The sequence below is a fragment of the Cohnella cellulosilytica genome (genome assembly GCF_042431195.1).
GTDB lineage: Bacteria > Bacillota > Bacilli > Paenibacillales > Paenibacillaceae > Cohnella > Cohnella cellulosilytica.
Genome location: NZ_JBHMDN010000006.1, coordinates 54,981 through 73,992 on the forward strand (window position 1 = coordinate 54,981; position 19,012 = coordinate 73,992).

Annotated in this window: 12 protein-coding genes; 10 read left to right on the forward strand and 2 right to left on the reverse strand. The window is 59.1% G+C overall.

Annotated elements, in window-relative coordinates:
• Positions 1-159: 159 nt before the first annotated feature.
• The 6 genes from ACFFT4_RS02550 (at position 160) to ACFFT4_RS02575 (ending at position 10,451) form a co-directional block, all read left to right on the forward strand.
• Entirely contained in the window at positions 160-4,047 is a 3,888-nt protein-coding gene (locus ACFFT4_RS02550) for a hypothetical protein (RefSeq protein ID WP_378044813.1), read from the forward strand.
• A 192-nt stretch (positions 4,048-4,239) separates the two neighbouring features.
• Entirely contained in the window at positions 4,240-5,223 is a 984-nt protein-coding gene (locus tag ACFFT4_RS02555; RefSeq protein ID WP_378044815.1) for an ABC transporter permease, read from the forward strand.
• Between the two features lie 26 nt (positions 5,224-5,249).
• Entirely contained in the window at positions 5,250-6,131 is an 882-nt protein-coding gene (locus tag ACFFT4_RS02560) for a carbohydrate ABC transporter permease (protein WP_378044817.1), read from the forward strand.
• Between the two features lie 91 nt (positions 6,132-6,222).
• Positions 6,223-7,815, forward strand: coding sequence for an extracellular solute-binding protein (locus ACFFT4_RS02565; RefSeq protein WP_378044819.1), 1,593 nt, complete (start codon positions 6,223-6,225; stop codon positions 7,813-7,815).
• 87 nt (positions 7,816-7,902) lie between these two features.
• On the forward strand, positions 7,903-9,669 hold the full coding sequence (locus ACFFT4_RS02570; RefSeq protein WP_378044820.1) for a sensor histidine kinase: 1,767 nt from the start codon (positions 7,903-7,905) through the stop codon (positions 9,667-9,669).
• Positions 9,663-10,451 (forward strand): response regulator transcription factor, encoded by a 789-nt coding sequence (locus ACFFT4_RS02575; RefSeq protein WP_378044822.1) that lies wholly within the window; start codon positions 9,663-9,665, stop codon positions 10,449-10,451. The genes ACFFT4_RS02570 and ACFFT4_RS02575 overlap by 7 nt, the downstream gene beginning before the upstream one ends.
• A 38-nt stretch (positions 10,452-10,489) precedes the next feature.
• Here ACFFT4_RS02575 and ACFFT4_RS02580 read toward each other — a convergent pair whose 3' ends face one another.
• Positions 10,490-12,385 carry a patatin-like phospholipase family protein gene (locus ACFFT4_RS02580; RefSeq protein ID WP_378044824.1) on the reverse strand — a complete coding sequence of 632 codons (1,896 nt, stop codon included), beginning with the start codon at positions 12,383-12,385 and terminating at the stop codon, positions 10,490-10,492.
• A 283-nt stretch (positions 12,386-12,668) separates the two neighbouring features.
• Between ACFFT4_RS02580 and ACFFT4_RS02585 the strand changes: the two genes are divergently transcribed.
• The 4 genes from ACFFT4_RS02585 (at position 12,669) to ACFFT4_RS02600 (ending at position 17,954) form a co-directional block, all read left to right on the forward strand.
• Complete coding sequence (locus ACFFT4_RS02585) at positions 12,669-13,961, forward strand: ABC transporter substrate-binding protein (RefSeq protein WP_378044826.1); 1,293 nt, start codon at positions 12,669-12,671, stop codon at positions 13,959-13,961.
• 87 nt (positions 13,962-14,048) lie between these two features.
• On the forward strand, positions 14,049-14,927 hold the full coding sequence (locus ACFFT4_RS02590; protein ID WP_378044828.1) for a carbohydrate ABC transporter permease: 879 nt from the start codon (positions 14,049-14,051) through the stop codon (positions 14,925-14,927).
• 15 nt (positions 14,928-14,942) lie between these two features.
• Positions 14,943-15,782: a carbohydrate ABC transporter permease gene (locus ACFFT4_RS02595; protein WP_378044830.1), complete on the forward strand. Its 840-nt coding sequence runs from the start codon at positions 14,943-14,945 to the stop codon at positions 15,780-15,782.
• Positions 15,783-15,812: 30 nt separating this feature from the next.
• Positions 15,813-17,954 carry a glucosidase family protein gene (locus tag ACFFT4_RS02600; protein WP_378044832.1) on the forward strand — a complete coding sequence of 714 codons (2,142 nt, stop codon included), beginning with the start codon at positions 15,813-15,815 and terminating at the stop codon, positions 17,952-17,954.
• Positions 17,955-17,995: 41 nt separating this feature from the next.
• On the opposite strand, the gene ACFFT4_RS02605 is transcribed toward ACFFT4_RS02600, so the two are convergent.
• Positions 17,996-18,880, reverse strand: coding sequence for a helix-turn-helix transcriptional regulator (locus ACFFT4_RS02605; protein WP_378044834.1), 885 nt, complete (start codon positions 18,878-18,880; stop codon positions 17,996-17,998).
• Positions 18,881-19,012 lie beyond the last annotated feature (132 nt).

The window sequence follows — 19,012 nt, forward strand, 5'->3', positions numbered from 1 at the left end:
TTGCCGAGACGGCGAATGAAGTTTGAACCATCATAACACGGAAGGATATCCGGATAATTAAGGCTTTTGGTTAAGAATGATCGCTATACATCGTCTCGAACGGGCTTCTAAGATAGGGGGTATGGATTGGCGAATCTAAAAGGCGAGCGAGGGTGAACGATGAGCATAGAACGATTGAAAAGCCGGTTTGAAGCGGCCGATCCGCGCTACGGGCCCCTGCCCTTCTGGTGGTGGAGCGCGGAGGAAGTGACAGAGGAACGCATACGCTGGCAGCTGCGCAAATTCCGCGAGGGCGGCTTGCGCAATATCGGCATTATCAATATCGCGCCGACCGGTCCTCAATACGGCAGCGTCAGCGACAACCCTTTCTATTTCAGCGAACGCTGGTGGGCGATGTTCGAAGTCGCTTTGCGGGAAGCGGAGCGGCTCGGCATGTACCTGTATTTCTATGATCAGATCGGCTTCTCCGGCTCGAACTTCCCGGCGCGGATCGTCGCCGAGGACCCGGAATGCGCCGGTTACGTCCTGCGCAGATTCGCCGCGGACGAACGGCTGCCCGAAGGCTCGACGCCGCTGCTGCGGACCGCGGAATATCAATACGCTTCCGTTCGTCAGGGCTTTAACTGGCTGGACCCTTACGCTTGTTCCCTGCTGCTCGATCGCGTGCACGGAGAGTTCGAACGACGGTTTCCGCACGATCTGGGTCGAACGATCGCGGGCAGCTTCCAGGACGAGCTGCCGCCTCTGCCGTTGTGGACGCCGCGGCTGACGGAGCTTTACGCAGACAGATACGACGAGGAGCTGCTGTCCGGGCTTCCGGCGCTGTTCGACGATCTGCCGGAGTCGGGACGGGTGCGCAGGCAGGTGTACGAGCTGGCGGCGGAATTGGCGGAACAGGCTTTCTTCATGCCGATCGCGCAGTGGCATGAGAAGCATGAAATGCTGTTATGCTGCGATCAGGCGGGGCCGGCGAGGAAGGTCGACGTGCATGGCGCGCAGCGTCTGTACCTGGATTATATGCGGACGCACCGCTGGTACAACGCGGCGGGCTGCGATATGGACGGGGAGATCAAGCCGCATTCGTCGATGGCTCATCTGCACGGAGGCAAACGCGTCTTCCTGGAAGCGTTTCATACGAGCGGCTGGGGAGGCACGCTGGAGGAGACGCTGCACTGGCTTATCCCCTGGCTTCAGGCCGGAGTCACCCTGTACAGTCCGCATTCCGTCTACTACAGCACAAGAGGCGGCTGGTGGGAATGGGCGCCGCCCGACACCGGCTGGCGGCAGCCTTATTTCGAGCACTATTCGGTATTCGCCGATACGGTCAGCCGCGTCTGCGCCCTGCTAAGCGAGGGCACGCACGTCGCGCCGATCGCGGTGCATTATCCGTCCTATTCGGCCGCGGGCTATATGTCGTTAAGCGACGGCAAGAGCTCCGACCATCCGATGCTGGTCGCCAACCAGGTGCCCAACGACGAGATGGAGCATCTCCGCAGGGTGTACGCGGACGTAGCCGGGTACAACGCCCGCCGGGATCAGCACAAGCTGGGCGTACTGCGCCAGGCACGGCTCGATTTCGACGTCGTCGACGATTCGGCGCTGGAGAAAAGCGCGGTGCAGGACGGCAAGCTGCGCATTGCCGACGAGACGTTCTCCGTTCTGCTGCTGTGCGGCACGACGAGGATGGACGAAGCTGCCCGCCGCCGCGTGGAGCGTTGGATCGAGGAAGGCGGCTGGGTAATCGGCATCGAGGTGCCGGAGGACGACCCGGCGCTGGAGGGCGTCGTCAAGGTCGCTTCCGCCGCCGAGGCCGTGCGCCTGCTGAACGAGCGCCTTCCCCGCATCGTGGAGGGGCCGGGCATGTCTCTGCATCGCCGCACGGACGACGCGGACATTTTCTTGCTGCTGCCCGAGGAAGATCGGCTGCTCGCGATGCACCAGCCGGCCGACGGCCGGACGACCGTGCAGGAGAGCGCCGTCTATCGTCTGCGCACGCCCGGCCGGCCCCAGCTCTGGGACCCGGTCAGCGGGAACATCGTTCCCGCGGCGTATACGCGCGACGGCGAATGGGCGGAGCTGGAGGTCAGCTTCGCTTCCTGGCCGGCCGCGCTGGTCGTCTGCCCGAACGCGGACGTCGGCGAGGAAACCGTCATCGGACCCACGTCTCCAAGCATGCCGTCATCGTCGGGCCTTCCCGCTCAATCCGTTGCGCTCTCCGCGTCGGCCGTCTGCCGCGAGCTGCCGTCCGACGACTGGCGGGTGACGGCCGTATCGACGTTGGACAATCGTTACGGCGACTTCGACCTGCACGGGGAACGCACCGAATACGCGCCGGTCGAGCGGCGGATGGTCCGGGTCCGGCAGGAGACAAACGAGGGCGAGGGAGAACGGACGGGCTGGCAGCTTCCCGAATGCGACGATGCCGCTTGGGCCGACCGCTTGTGGAGCGAGGCCGCCTATTGGCAGGCTTCCGACGATGAGCGCTTCGCGCCTGAAGCTAGCCGGCCGATCGTGTACAGCCGTACGTTCGGAGACCACAAGTTCAGATCGTGGGCCGGCCGAATGGGCCGGGTTCCGCGAAGATTCCTGAACCTCGGCGAAGCGGAGCAGGGCCGGTCCGTATGGGCCCGCACCTATGTGCTTGCGCCGTCGGCGGGCCGCTATTGGATACGCGTCGAGAGCAATGCCGACATCGCGGGCCGGACCAACGGCCGGGAAATTCGGTGGCGGGGAGGCCCCGAGGAGCAGACCGCCTGGATCGAGCTGGATGCCGGTCCCAACGAATTGACGCTGCGGGCGAAGGCGATCGTCTCGGGCTTGATCCGGGCCGGCGTGGAAGTGAACGCCGAAGAGAGACCTTCGCTGCCCAAATGGATAATGACGACGACTCCGAACGACGGCTCGCGCCTGATCAAGACGATCGAGCCGCGTTCGGGTGCGTCCGTGGAGCGCGTCCGGCTCGTGTTCGCCGCCAGAGGCCGGGTCGCCCTGTACGTGAACGGGACGAAGGTGACGGAGCACGGCGACTTCAACCCTTACATCCGGCAAGGACAGGAAGAGACGGACGTGACTTCGCTATGGCGCGAGGGCGCGAACGAACTCCGCTTCGAGCTGCCCGAAGGCGTGGGCGAGGTGCTGGCGGACGGAATCGTCGAGTATGCGGACGGGGAACAAACGACGTTCTGCACCGGCGAGGACTGGCTCGACGAAAGCGGCCATGCGGCGGCTATCCTTCACGAGGCGGTGCTGCAATTCGCCGAGACCGAGACGCTGTGGCTGTCTCCCCGGCCGCATCCGCTGCCGGATGTCGGCTGGCTCATGCCGCAATCCGTTCCCGATCCGAAGCCGCTTCCGTTCCAGAGCGATCCGGCTGCGATCGGCCGCCCCATCTGGGTGCGGCTGCCGCTTCCGGTCGGCGCCTCCGGCATGACCGTGGCCGCGGCCGGCTCCATGCGGGTATGGATCGCCGGCAAGGAGGTCGCCGTTCGCGGCGGCTGTGCCGAGTTCCCTCCCCAGGAGGCGGGAACGATCGCGGCGATCCGGATCGAGCCGCACGGCCCCTGCTCGGAGGCCGACGTCCTGTTCGCGCCGATCCGCTTCAGGCTCTCGCCCGCGCCGGGCGCGCTGGGCGATTGGCGGACGGCGCTGGCCCTGCCGCATCACGGCGGCGCGGTCGAATACGAACGTATCGTCGAGCTGCCGGGCGCCGGGCGAACGACCCTGGAGCTGGGCCATGTCCGGGGCACAGCCGAGGTCTGGCTGGACGGGCGCCCGTTGGGCGTCCGGGCGTGGCGGCCCTACCGCTTCGAGCTGGGCGATAACCTGGAGCCGGGAGCGCATCGTCTGCGCATTCGCGTTACGAACACGTTAGGCGCGCACTACGAGACGGGAAGGCCCTCGCACAACGTGGGCGGCAGCACCGATCCCAAAGTCTCGTATTGGAACGGCGGCGCCGTCGATCCGGACTGGCAGCGTCAGTTTGCCGCGGGGGGACTGTTCGGTCCCGTCCGAATTTACGAGGAAACGTCGCGAAGCTATATAAGTTGAACCAAAGATACGCGAAGAGCGGACCCAATGAAATGGAGAAGGGGAATGGTTTTGGCTATATGGCAGACGAATTTTCCGATCAGGATCTTAAAATCGATCATCTGAGTTGAAAAATGAACAATTGAGCGGTTCGGGCGCGTATTGTAACCTCGAATTGAGGCTGCGATACGCGCTCATAAGGAGTGAATCGATTTGAAACTACTAACGGCAAAGGAACGGCACACGAAATCGGGTCATTCCATCAGCCTTGTATGGAAGCGCTTTAGGCAGCAGAAGTATATGCAGCTGTTCGTCTGGCTTGGCCTGGTCTCGCTGTTCGTCTTTCACTACCTCCCGATGTTCGGCATCCTGATCGCGTTCAAGAACTACAAGATCGCGTCCGGCATCTCCGGCATCTTCACCAGCGAGTGGGTGGGCTTGAAATACTTCAAGGAATTCGTGAACAGCTACAACTTCAATACGATTGTCGCCAATACGCTGGGAATCAGCTTTCTTAAGCTCATCTTCGCCTTCCCGGTCCCGATTCTGCTGGCGCTTATGCTCAACGAGCTGAAGGACGGGCTGTTCAAGCGGGCGGTGCAGACGGCCAGCTACCTGCCGCACTTTATCTCCTGGGTCGTCGTCGCGGGACTCGCTTCGGTGTTCCTGTCCGAGAACAGCGGTATCTTCAACAACCTGCTCATGGGCCTGGGCCTCATCCGGGAGCCGATCGCCTTCCTGTCCGAGCCCGGCAACTTCTGGGGATTGGCCGTCGGAACCGCGGTCTGGAAGGAATCCGGATGGTGGACGATTATTTTCCTGGCCGCCGTCAGCGGCATCTCGCCGGCATTGTACGAGGCGGCGCATATCGACGGAGCCGGCCGGCTGCGCCGGATCTGGCACGTGACGCTTCCCGGCATCCGCAGCACCGCCATCGTCGTGCTGATTCTGGCGATCGGAAGCCTGCTCGGAGGCGGACTCGTCGGCTCGAACTTCGAGCAAGCCTTCCTGCTCGGCAACGCCGTCAACGCGGACAAGTCGGAAATTTTGCAGACGTACGCGTTTAAGGTGGGACTGTCGCAGGGCCGCTATTCGTTCGCTACCGCCATCGATCTGCTGCAGGCCGTCATTTCCGTCATTCTGATTTTCGGCAGCAACTGGATTTCCAAGAAAACGACGAAGTCGGGCTTGTTCTAGACAGCATGAAGAAAGGAGGACCTCGCTTGAGAAAAAGAACGCTTGAGGATTACTTCGTAGAGGGGATCGTCTACGCGCTGCTGATTCTGATCCTGATCGTAACCGCCTACCCGTTCTACTATTTGTTCGTCATCTCCTTCAACAACGGGCTCGACACCGGCCTGGGAGGCATTTATTTCTGGCCGCGAGACTTTACGCTGGCAAACTACGAGAAGATCATGGGCGATTCCAAATGGACGCTGGCCTTCTTCGTATCCGTCGCGAGGACGGGGGTCGGCACGCTGATCGGGGTCGTGTTCACCTGTCTCGTGTCCTACGGATTGGCGCATCGGGACCTCGTGTTCAAGAAAGTCTACTTTGCCCTGTTCGTTATCGGCATGTACGTCTCCGGCGGGCTGATCCCGTTTTACATTATCCTGAGGCACATTCATCTGCTGAACACCTTCTGGGTATACGTGATTCCGTCCATGCTCAATATTTTCTTCGTGTTTATCGCCGTCTCGTTCTTCCGGGAAATTCCGTCGGAGCTGAGGGAGGCCGCCACGATCGACGGCGCGAACGACCTGAAGATTTTCCGTTCGATCATTCTGCCCATCTCCAAGCCTCTGATGGCGACGATGGCGCTGTTCCTGGGAGTAGGACAATGGAATGCGTGGCTCGATTCGGCGTATTATGTGCAAAATGAAAACTTGAGAACGTTGACCTACCGCATGATCGAAGTCATCAACAGAGGCAATATCCCGACCGATGCGGTCAGCATCGAATACGCGGCCAACGCGGTGCGGGTGACGACCTATTCGCTGCAGGTGACGTCCATGGTGGTCGCCGTCGTGCCGATCATGATCGTCTATCCGTTCCTGCAGAAGTATTTCGTCAAGGGCGCGACGATCGGCGCGGTGAAAGGCTAAAGTCGGTATCGGCTTGCGAAGATAACGGGAAGGGCTTCTCTTATCGCCGCATGTTCATATACAATCATTACTCAACAGGAGGGTTTATGCTATGAAACAGACAACGGGCAATCGTGTGAAAACGTTGGGGCTGATCGCGCTTATCGGCTCCCTGCTTGCAGCCTGCTCCTCGGGCGGCAACAACGCTCCGGCCTCGTCGGGCGCCAGCCCGTCGGCTCCCGCGGCGACACAGACAGAGAGCGGGGGAGAAGAGGCGGCCAAGGATCTCGGAGAAATTACGTTGTTCGTCGATCACCCTTGGTGGCCGATGACCGAGTGGAAAGGCAAAATTCCCGAGGAAATCACGAAGAGAACCGGCGTCAAGGTTAACGTGCAGATCGCCGCGGACGAGCAGCAGCTGCCGCTCATGGTCGCTTCGGGCGCGCAGATGCCGGATATCGTCTATACGTACAATAACCATCAAGCGATGTCCAATCCGAACATTTCTTACACCTGGGACGAGCTGATCGATCAATACAAGCTGCAGGATTTCGAGATTGCTCCGATCGCCAGAGCGGTTAACGCGACGAAGGACGGCAGCCTGTATACGATTCGCAACGGGTTCATGACGGCCGAAGAAGCGGAAGCCTGCGACAAGTGTCTGAATCCGGGCCAAGGGCTGTCGGTGCGCGCGGATATTATGGAAGCGCTCGGCAATCCGAAGCTGGAGACGCTGGACGATTATCTGAGCATACTCGAACAGGTGAAAGCGAAGTATCCGGACCTCATTCCGGCGGTCATTACTCCGGGCGAAGCGGGCAGCTACATGCGCATCCAGTTCGGCGTGCCGCGGTTCGGCTTCTATAATGCCGGAGACGATCAGGCCAAGTATTATATCAACCATCCCGATCAAGAGGCATTCTATCTCTATATAAACAAGCTTTACCGCGAAGGTTACATCGTGGCGGAGAACTTCACCTGGCAGGAGCGGACGGAAGCGGAAAATCAAATTCTGAACGGCAAAGCGTTCTCGCTGATCAACGCTTCGGGAGATTCGGAAACGCTTAATCCCCGTCTGGAATCGAACGGCAAAGATTTTCGGATGACGCAGGTCGTCCAAAACCTCGGCCCGAATCCGAAGGTGTACGCGAACAGCATCGGCTGGTCCGGCATGTACGTGCCGAAGACGGCCAAAAATACGGAAGCGGCTATTAAATTCATCCAATATATGTACAGCATCGAAGGACAGCGTCTCGCTTCCTGGGGCATCGAAGGGGAAGACTGGACGATGCATGCGGACGGTTATCCGGAATTCCACTTCGATTCCAAGGATCAGGACGTCCAGGTTCAGATGGGCGTCGTCTGGTGGGGCATTCTCGCCGACAAAGGGGAGACGTCCAGCCTGCAGCGCTACGTGCCGAACTCGGCGTCGACCGAAGCGATGCTGGAGCTGAAGAAGGTGACCCAGATCGACGCGCTGTTCGGCAAAGTCGTGCCCGAGGCGGATTCCAACGAGCAGGTCATTCAGGCCAACATCGACAACATGATCAAGAACGAAGAGATGAAAATTTATTTGGCCAAATCCGAGGAAGACGCCAAAGCGGCGCTCCAAGCGATGCTGGACAAAACGAAGAGCATCGGAATCGACCGCTTGGAAGAGTGGGCGACGAAAGAGTATAATGAAGCTAAAGCTTTAATGAAATAATCCAACTGATGATCTTCGGGCGCAGGGTAAGATTCTTCGGAATCTTACCCGAATTGTCATTTTACAGCGGGAAGCGATGGGATCGTCTTGATTCGATATTTGAAGAGCGTCAGAATCGTTCATAAAATGATATTCGGCTACGTCCTGCTCGTGCTGCTGCCCGTCGTCCTGTCGGGAATGTACCTGTACAATCAATTTCACGAGAAGGTCGTGAACGATTTCTCCCAGGCCAAGCAGCAATTGATTATTCAGGCGTCCAACAGCCTGAAGGTCAGCCTGACCCAGGTAGAGTCGATTCATTCCTTGTTCCAGCATAATTCGCAGACGCTCGAATATTTGAAAGGGCTTTATCAGACGCCCGGCGACTACGTGTATTATTTTCTGAAGGATATCCGGCCCATCTTCACGTTCGCCAACGGCTCCAATCCGTCGATCGAGTCCGTCCGGCTCTACAAGATCAAGCCGGCCGTCATGCCTGTCGGGAAGGAGATCAGCGATATCGAGGACGAGGAGTCGCGCGCGGCGAGAGAGATATCCCGGAGCCTAAGGATCAATCAGAAGCGATGGAGCTTCGAAGCGTCGGGCGACGCCGCCGTTCCCGGCCTGGTCTTCTATCAGAACCTGTACGACGAGACGTTCTCCAAGCACCTGGGCGTTGTGGAAATCCGCGTCAATGACCGCATTATCGGCGACTTCCTGGATGCCGTCAACATTACCGACAACATGGGCGTCATTGCTTTAAAGGACGATGAAAGCGTATACGAAAATCTGGGAGAGCATCTCGACCGGAAGGCTTACCTCGCCATACTGGGGAAGATCCGGGAAGGGACGGACGCCGACCGGACGGCCTGGAGCGAGCAGGGCATTCTCGTGAACGCCCTGGCCATTCCGGATTTGCAGTTGAAGGTTTATTTCATGACCTCCACGGAGGAACTGTTCTCGGACCTGTCCAAGCAGACGAGGAATCTGGCCTGGATTATGGGCGGCCTGCTTCTTCTGCTCTCTTCCGTCTATTACGCGATCGCGTCCGTGCTGACGAAACGGATTCTGAACCTGACCAAGCATATGCGGAGGGTGAACGAGAACAATTTGACGCCTTTCGAGGACAAGGGGAACAAGGACGAGATCGGCTTCCTGATCCTCTCGTACAACTCCTTGATCCAGAGAATCGACGAACTGCTCAATACGGTCCACAAAGCGGAATTGATGAAGAAGGAAGCCGATTATTTGGTGCTGCAAGCGCAGGTGAAGCCCCATTTTCTGTATAACACGCTGGAGTCCATCCGGATGCTGGCCGAGATCCACGACGACGACGAGGTCGTCGACGCGATTTATTCGCTGGGCAAGCTGCTGCGCTACAGCCTGTCGTCGCAGGAGAACGAGTCGACGCTGAAGAAGGAACTGGCCAATGTGACGCATTACCTGGACGTTCACAAGCCGCGCATGATGGAGCTTCTCCACTACGACATTCAGGTTTGCACGGATATCGGAGACATGCGCTGCCCGAGATTTATTTTGCAGCCGCTGCTGGAGAATTGCATCAATCACGGCATCGCGAAAAGAAGGGGCAGGGGCGAGATTCGCGTCCTGGTCGATCGGGAGGACGAATGGATTCGGATTGAAATCTCGGATAACGGCGCGGGCATTCCCGAGGAAAGGCTGAAGATCATCCGCGACGTTCTGGACAACAAGATCGATCGCAGCGTCTTGCAGACGGAGGATTCGGGACTCGGCCTCCACAATGTAAGCGAACGGATCAAAGCCTTCTACGGAGACGACAGCGGTCTGCAAATCGACAGCGCCGTCGGGCTGGGTACGACCTACATCTTGAGATTGGGAGTGAAACGATGCTGAATCTAATGATCGTGGACGACGAACCCATTATTCTTAAAGGTCTGATCAACATTATCGAGAAGGGCAGCACTCCGTGCTCGGAAATCGTATGCGCGCATGACGGCATCGAAGCGCTGGAGAAAATGCAGGATTTCAGGCCGGACCTGGTCATTACCGACATTCAGATGCCGGAAATGAACGGACTCGAGCTGATCAACGAAGCGAAAAGCCGCGAGCTGTGCAAGCGGTTTATCCTATTGACGGGATTCGACCATACGGAGTATTTGCGAAAGGCGATTCGCTGCAAGGTGATCGATTATTTGCTGAAGCCGATCAACAAGATCGAGCTGTACGACGTGCTGGCGAACGTCTCGATCGAGATGCTGGGCGAGGCGTCGGCCCGCCAGGCGCCCTGGACGGGCTCCGGCCCCGGAGAGAAGGACCCGACGTTCGCCCGCATCGAGAGCAGCGGTCCGATGTCCCGCAACGTGGAGAAAATCATTCATTACATCCATGAAAATTACGCGCTGGATCTGTCTCTGGATCAGATCGCCGAGCATGTGTACCTGCATCCGAACTATATCAGCTCCTTGTTCCGGAAGGAGACGGGAATTACGTTTATTCATTATTTGCACCTGTACCGGATTCAGAAGGCCAAGCAGCTGATGACCAAGCACCAGGAGATGTCCTTCCATCAGATTTCGGAGAAGGTTGGCTACGAGAACGTCAGGCATTTTTTCAGCATATTCAAAAAGCATTGCGGAATCACCCCCGGCGATTACCGGGCCCGACAGCACGGATGAGCGGCTCAGCTGCGCGCTTGGTTGTTCCGCACGTCCGGTCAGAGGCTTCCTTCCATACGAACGTAACTCGGGTCCGCAGAATTCAGCGGCCCGATTTTTTTTAGGATGGAAGCCATCGCTTCGCGAGCCGCTTTTTCGCCCATCTGGATTAAGGACGGAGAAGCTTTAAAAGACAGCGGATTGATGCCGAAGTCGGGATGCAGCACCACGTCGGCCAGCTGCAGCTCGTCTTGTCTGATCTTCTCGCTCATGATTTCAATCGTATTGAGGATCGAACCGATGAAATGCTTGGGCGCTTTTTTCGTCGACGAGCCCAGGCTGACGTCGACCGCGATCACGAGGTCCGCCCCCATGCTTTTCGCCAGCGCGACCGGTACGGCATGAACGACTCCGCCGTCGATGAGCAGGCGGTTGTCCAGGGAGACCGGCTTGATAATTCCGGGAATCGCCGTGGAGGCGCAGATCGCGTGGGACACTCGGCCTGTGTTCAAAATATGGCTCTCGCCGGTGAGCGCGTTGGCGGCGACGGCGGCAAACGGAATCCGCAGCTCCTCGAAATCGACCGGCCCGATATATTTCTCTATGAACCGGATCATCCGGTGATTGCTGACGAAAGCTTTCGGATTCAGCATGAATTGAACGAGCTGCCTCCAGCGCACCGTCGGCAGCACTCTCTCGAACGCGGAGATCGGCTGGCCGCCGGCATAGAGAGCGCCGATGAACGCGCCCACGCTGCTGCCCGCGATCAGGTCGACCGGGATCTGCTCTTGCTCCAGCGCCTTCAGGACGCCTACATGCGCCGCGCCGCGAACGGAGCCGCTGCCTAGCGCCAGACCGATGGTCGGCCGGGTCCCCGGCTTGCGCGGACCGCTGAATCTCAGGTGCGTATTCCGGATCACGTTGCCCCTGCTGAGCAGATACGCTTCCTCGACCAGCTTCTTGAGCTCCCCTACGTTCCCTTTAAGGAAAGGAAACAGCAGAAGCATTCGCATTGCACTTTCGGTGATCGCGTCGCGAGGATGGGACGCGCCGGCTTTCGACAAAAACTCGTAAACCAGCTCCGGGATATCCTCGGTTCTTTCCCGCAGCGGAAGCGAATGGATTTGGCGAACCTCGGCTTGCGGCGGCTTCAAGGCCGTCATAACGACCCGGCATTCCCCCGACGTTCGCACTACGCGTTGAAGAACGTCCCCGGGCAAGGCGTCCGCATGCTTCAGGACGATGCTGCCACCTCTGGCGGCGCGCACCTTCCGCTCCCATTCCTCCCAGTTAAATCCGTCCCCGTCAACCGTCAGCAAAGGATAATCCCGGCGGGGAGAGCCGTCATGCAGCCGATAGGCGATATGCAGCTTGCCGACGCCGTTCTCGCCTACGATGCATACGGGGAACTCCTGAACGGCAAGCCGCTCCAGCTCCTGGCGCAATTCGCGCATAAACGGACTGCTGCCGATCAAGGGGCCGTATCCGATCTGCCGCTGCCGCTCCATTTCCCGGAGGACGACGTAGCTTCGGGCATGCTCCTCCACGACTCGATGATTGGAGCTGCGAATGCGGGCGATCATGTTCTCCATCACCTGCCGGCGAAAAGCGGAGCTTCTGTCCATCAGCGTCAGCATGCCGTCGCGCGGCATCGACAAGGTGACGACCGGTCCGCGAGCCATAATCGAGGCGCTGACGGCTTCTCCGGTCAAGCAGGACATTTCGCCGAAAAACTGTCCTCGGGTCAATTCGGCCAGCGTCACCGGAACCTCGTCTTCGATATAGACGACGACAACTCCGGACAGGACAATGTGAAAGCGGTCGCTCTTCTGCCCGTTGCGCAAAATAACGGAGCTGTCGGCATACTCGCTCTCGCTCAAATAAGGGAACAGCGCTTCCTTGTCCGCCGCTTCCAACTGGTCGACGATAGGGTATTGTCGAAGTTTCTCGAGCACTGGGGGAGGCCTCTCCTTCCGTTACCGGCTTACCGTTTCAAGACGGTCATCGTTTAATCATAGCAGTCTAATGTGTCGGGAAGATGTTGGCAAGCGATGTCGCGAAACGAACAATCGCTGCACGCGTTTGATCTTGCGGACGAAGGGAGCCGCGGCAGACGGCCGGAAAGGCGAACGCAGGTCAATTCCGTGCAATGGTTTCAAGTTTTTGTGAATTGTAACCGTCGCCCAATGTTCCTACAATACAAAATGTAAGCGATTTATTTATAAGGGGGAAAACGATATGAGGAAACGTACGCCGCTTGTCCTGCTGGTCGTTCTGGCTTTGGGTGCGCTGTCGATCCTGCAGGCCTGCTCCGGCGGGAGCAAGGATTCGGGCTCCGGAGGCAAGGTCAAAATCACCTGGTCGGTGTGGGGCAATCCGGGCGAGCAGCAGCGGCTGCAGGAATTCACCGACGATTTCAACAAGCGCCACGACGACATCGAGGCGGAACTGGCGCCGATTCCGGGCAGCTACGCCGAGAAGATCAAGACGATGCTGACGGGCAAGACGGCTCCGGACGTCTTCTACGCCGACGACAGCCTGATGCCGCAGCTGATTAACAACGGTCTGATCGAAAATCTGTCTCCTTATTTGGAAAACAGCTCGATCAACCCCGACGACTTGTACCAAGGCTTGATGACGCCGGCGACGAAGGACGGCAACGTGTACGCGATACCGCCCGATATGAATCCGATGGTGCTCTGGTACAACAAGAAGGTGCTGGCGGACGCCGGCATCGCCGAATCTCCGGCCGACCTGTACGAGCAAGGCCAATGGACGTGGCAGAAGTTCCAGGAGATGACCGACAAAATCCGCGCCAGCGGCAAGCACGGCTATATCGTCGATACCTGGTGGGCGATTTACTACACCTGGGTGAGCGGCAACGGCGGAACGTTCTATTCCGACGATTCCTATGTCGGCGTCTCCGATCCCAAATCCGTGGAAGCCTACAAATATTTGTACGACAACATTCAGGCCAAAAACTTCACGTTCGCGAACGTATTGCCGAGCGGTCAGGGCTCGGAAGCCCAGTTCATGAACAATCTGGCGGGATTCCTGTCCTCCGGCCGCTGGGTGCTGCCGAACTTCAAGACGAAGGAAGGCTTGGAATTCGACGTCGTGCCCCATCCGACCAACACGGGCAAGAAGATCGAGCCGGGCGCGATCGCGGACGCCTTCGTCGTCATGAATGCCGATTCCAAGCATAAGGAAGCCGCGTGGACCTTCATCGAAGAGTTCAATAACAAGGAAGGCCAGCTGTTCCGTCTGAAGGACGGCGGCAACGCCGTGCCGACGATGATCGGACTGGATAGTCTCGTGGAGGAGGGCAATCTGCCCGAGCACGCGCGTTATTTCCTGGACGCGGGCGAAGTCGGCTACGTGTACCCCGACTATTTGTACCCGTCCGTATCCGACGAAGTGTTCACGCAATTCGACAGGCTGATCCAGAAGAAGGACGTAAGCTTCGAGGAAGCGATGAAGGAAGCGGATGTAAACGCTAACAAGAAACTGCAGGAACTGAAAGCGCAATAATCGCCGCGGGGATGGCGGCGGGACGAATGCGTGCGCGCCTTCGTTCCGTCCGCCGTTCCCCCTTGCCTGTGAGAAAGGGGGATAGCCATGAAACCATCGAAATCGGACCATCTCTGGGGATATCTCTTCATCGCGCCCCAGTTGGTCGGCTTGATCGTATTCGCTCTCCTGCCCGTTGCGTTCGGCTTCGCCATCGGGTTCCTGAAGTGGGACGGGTTCGGAAGCGCGGAGTTCGTCGGATTCGACAATTTCGCCTTCCTGTACCAGGACGAGTTATTCCGCACGGCGCTCGTCAATACCGCTTATTACACGCTGATTGCCTTGCCCTTCGGCCTTGCCCTGGCCTTGTCCGTCGCGCTGGCGCTGAACAAGGTCGCGGGCAGGATGATCTACCGCGTCATCTACTATATGCCGGGAATTACGAGCACGGTCGTGGTCGCCATCGTCTGGCTGTGGGTGCTCAACCCGGATTTCGGCCTGATTAACGCCTATCTCAAAGATTGGTTCGGCATCGACGGGCCCCGCTGGTTCCAGGATCCCATTCTCGCGATGCCGCTCATTGCGGTTGTCGTCGCCTGGCAATCGCTCGGCGGCACGATGCTGCTCTATCTGGCCGGTCTGCAAGGCATATCGGCGACTTATTACGAGGCGGCCGAGCTTGACGGCGCCACCAAATGGGGCAAACTCCGCCATATCACCCTGCCGCTGCTGACGCCGACGATTTTTTTCACCGTCATCCTCGGCATTATCGGTTCGTTCCAGGTCTTCGACCAGACGTACATTCTGACGAACGGCGGGCCTTACCGGGCTACCTATACGGTTCTAATGTACATCTACAATGCCGCCTTTGTGGACGTCATCTGGGGCAAAAGCTCGGCGGCCGCCATCGTGCTGTTCTTCATCCTGCTCGTGTTTACGCTGATCCAGCTCAAATATTCCAAGCGTTGGGTCCATTACGGCAACTAGAAAGGAGGCGGCCGCATGCGAATCTCGATCAGACCCGGCACCGTTGCCCTGCACGCGGGCCTTATTCTGGGCTCCGTCATCATGGTCGGGCCGTTCGTCTGGCTCGTGTTGGCGGCATTGAAGGATTTGGACGAAATTTACCGGGTACCGCCCACGTGGATTCCGGAGCAATTTCATTGGGATAACTTCCGCAAGTCTCTGACCGCGCTGCCCAGCATATCGTTCGGGCGGGCTTATTTGAACAGCGGAATCATCTCGATCGGCATCGTGCTCGGCACGCTGCTGACGAGTTCGATGGCCGCGTATGCCTTCGCCAAGCTTCGCTTCGCGTTCCGCGATGTCATCTTCGCCGCTTTCCTCGCCGTCATGATGGTGCCCGACATCGTTACGCTGATTCCCAAATACTTGATGATCCGGGAATTCGGCTGGTTGGATACGCGTTGGGCGCTGATCGTCCCGGGTATGCTGTTGAACCCGTTCGGCGTGTTCCTGCTGCGGCAGTTCATGCTGACCGTGCCGCGCGAGCTGGAGGAAGCGGCCATTATCGACGGCGCCAATCGCTGGCAGATTTACTGGCGGGTCGTGCTGCCCCAGGTCGGTCCGGCATTGTCGGCGCTCGGCATTCTGACGTTCGTGGGCAAATGGAACGAATTTTTCGCGCCGCTGATCTACTTGTCCAACCCGCGCAACTTTACCGTGCCGCTCGTGCTGAACCTGTTCCGCGGCCAATACGTGACCGACCTGCCGCTCATGATGGCCGGCACCGTGATCGCCTTTTTACCGCTGCTCATCGTCTATATCGCCGGACAAAAATATATTATCGAAGGCATCACGCTGACCGGCATCAAAGGTTAGCGTCGCAAGCTTTCGCGAGGAGAGATACCCATGACCGTTACCTCTGCCGCAGTCTCTGCGAGAACGATAGATTTCCGATATGCGCCGCATTCCGTGTGGACCGCTATCTGCCGCCCCGACGATCCCCACAAGACGGTCGTCGACGAGAAGGGCAGGCTGCTGTACGAATTTCGCGGCGGCTGCTTCCAACGCGTGATCGGCTTTCGCTTGAATACCGATCGCGAGCCGCTTGCGATTCGGCAATCGACGGAAAGCGCGCGAGTGCCGATTGTGCGGACGACGGTGGAATACGAGCAGGCTTCCATCGAGCTGCTGGCGTTCGGGCACCGGGACGCGCAGGGCCGGCGCGCCGATGTCGTGATGTGGACGATCGCGACGCGCGAACCGTCGTTCATGACGCATTTTCAGCTTCAGGCGCAAGGCTTCGGCTCGTGGACGATTCGGGACGAGGCCGCCGGAGGCGGCATGGCGCTCAGCGCCGAGAGCGGAGCGGACGTGCCTGTCCGCAGCGTATTATCCAGCGTACCTCTGGCCAGAGGTCTCGCGGACGATTACGGGCCGATTCCGTCGTTTCGCACGGAGCGGTTCCCGGTCCGTCCGGACGCGCCGGTCCGCGGAGCCGTGCTGATCCCGCTAGAACCGGCGGAAGCCGACTTCTCCGACTTCGACTATGCGTGGGCCGAGCGGGCGCTGGAGGAGGAACGCAAGTTCTGGGAAGGCTACATGCTCTCGTCGCTGCGCCTGGAAGTGCCCGACGAAGCGGTGATGGACATGATTACGTCATGCGCCCGCAACATCGTGCAGGCCAGGGAAATTCACGGCGGCGTTCCCGAATTCCAGGTCGGTCCCGCCGTCTACCGGGGGTTGTGGGTCGTGGACGGCCACTTCCTGCTGGAGGCGGCACAATATTTGGGTCATGCGAAGGAAGCGTTCCACGGCTTGGAGGCGCTCGTTCGCCGGGCTCGTCCCGACGGAGCGATCTACACGCACGCCCATCATACGAAGGAGACGGGGATTACGCTGGCGACGTTCGTCCGGCAATGCGAGCTGATGGACGACGACGCCAAGCTGCGGGAGCTGTGGCCGCTCATTCGCAAGGCGGTCGCCTACATCGAAGACCTCCGCGAGAAGTCCAAGGAGCGGGGACCGGACGCGCCGGAATACGGGCTGCTGCCCCCGGCTTACGGAGACGGCGGGTTGGCCGGCCGGCGGCCGGAGTATACGACGCCGCTATGGACGTTGGCCGGACTCAAGGCGATCGCGGGCGCGGCGGCCCGGCTCGGCCTGGAGGAAGACGCGGCGGCTTTCGCGGCGAGCTGCGACAGTCTGATGCGGGCTTTCCGCGAGCATGCCGGGCGGGACATGCGGAGCCTGGCCGACGGAACGCCGTATTTGCCGATGCTCATGCCGGGCAGCGGCAGCGAATATATCGGCCATCCGGCCAACACGACGGACGATTACCCCGGCACGCCCGAGCATCCTTGGGATCGGGTTAACCCCGCCACGGCGACGTGGGCGCTCGCCCACGCGATCTATCCGGGGGAAGTATTCGACGCGGAAGATCCGATCGTAAGTAACTTCTGCCATCTGCTCGAGCTGATCGACGATGAGGAGGAAATTCCGACCGGAACGGGGTGGGCGCCATACCAGGCCGTATGGAACTACTCGGCTTCCTTCTACGCGCACGTCTGGCTGTATGCCGGTCGGCCGGACAAAGCGATCGACTACTTGTACGCGTTCGCCAACCATGCGTCCGGCACGCGGGTATGGCGGGAGGAACATCCGTTCCGGGATACGCATCACGGGCACTGGGTCGGCGATATGCCGCACAACTGGGCTTCCGCCGAATTCATCCGGCTCGTGCGCCATCTGCTCGTGCTGGAGCGGGGAGCGCGATTGGAATTGCTGGCGGGCTTGCCCGAGGAGTGGCTTGTTCCGGGCAAGGCGATCGTCGTCGAGCGGACGCCGACGCGGTTCGGCCCGGTCACGCTCGAGCTGCATGTGGCGGCCGACGGCCGCACGGCCGAACTGACGTTCGAGCGCGACCGCAGCCGGGTTATACAGCCGGAGGCGTGCCTCTTGCATGTTGAAGCGTTGAAGAACGGAGGCATTCGGGAACTGTTCGTTAACGGAGAGCGCGTATCGCTTGACGAGGGGAACATCCGGCTGTAAAGACAGACGGCCGGCCCGGCGCCCCGGCGAAGAGATATCGATCAGGCGAAGTAATACGTGTTTTGCCGGTGGGACAGGTGCTGGTCGTGCTTGACGGCCAAATACAAGTTCTTCACGTTCGGATCGTCGTTGATCTCCCGGTAACGGGACGCGGTGACGCCTTTCATCTTGCGGAAGACGCGGCAGAAGTAAGGCTCGCTCTGGAAGCCGATGGAGTATGCGATTTCCTTGACCGACCAGTTCTCGGTAACGAGCAGCTCGCAGGCCCGTTCGATTCTTCGCTGCAAAATGTATTGCTGGGGCGGAACGCTCATGTGGGACGTGAAGGTGCGCGTGAAATACTCGTGCGTCCAGCCGACGTGAGCGGCAATGTCCTTGATCGCGATCTCTTCGTCGAGCCGGGCATTCATATATTCGATTGCCTGTTCGATTTGTCTGGACTGGTGGGCGGCGGAATCCTGCTCCCGGGGCTCCTGCTCCTGATTCAGCGAAGCCAATTCCTCCAGCAGCAAATAGAGGCTGGCGCAGGCGCGTTCCTTCCATCTCGGGGGCTGTTGATCCGCCAGACATAAAATGTGGGTGAACATCTTCTCGGCGATGACCGTCCGGCTGACGGGCACGAAGGCCGGGATGTCCCGAATCGGATCCTGCAGCGATTCCGGCGTATGGTCGAAATGGATGAACAGATGGCGCAAATGCCGTCCAGAGGAGGAACGGAATTCGTGCGTGACGCGAGGAGGAATGAGCAGCACGCATGGCTCGTTTAATTCGTAGGGCTGCCTGTCGAGCAGGAATACCGTGTCGGAAGCCTGGGGGAACAGCAGCAGCTCGTACTCGGTATTGATTCGGGGACCGATCTTCCAACCGCCTTTGACGAGAAAATCTCCGATCACGCAAATTCGGGGCAACGCAGGTTGCTGAAGCATGGCGGGAACCTCCTTAATCGGTTGTGTTGTCCTCCTAAACATAACACGAATAAACAAAGTTGATAAGCATCGGTCGCAATATAATTTCATATATGTTGTTTTTTGTGTTAATATGTGTGTTTTTATGTTGGG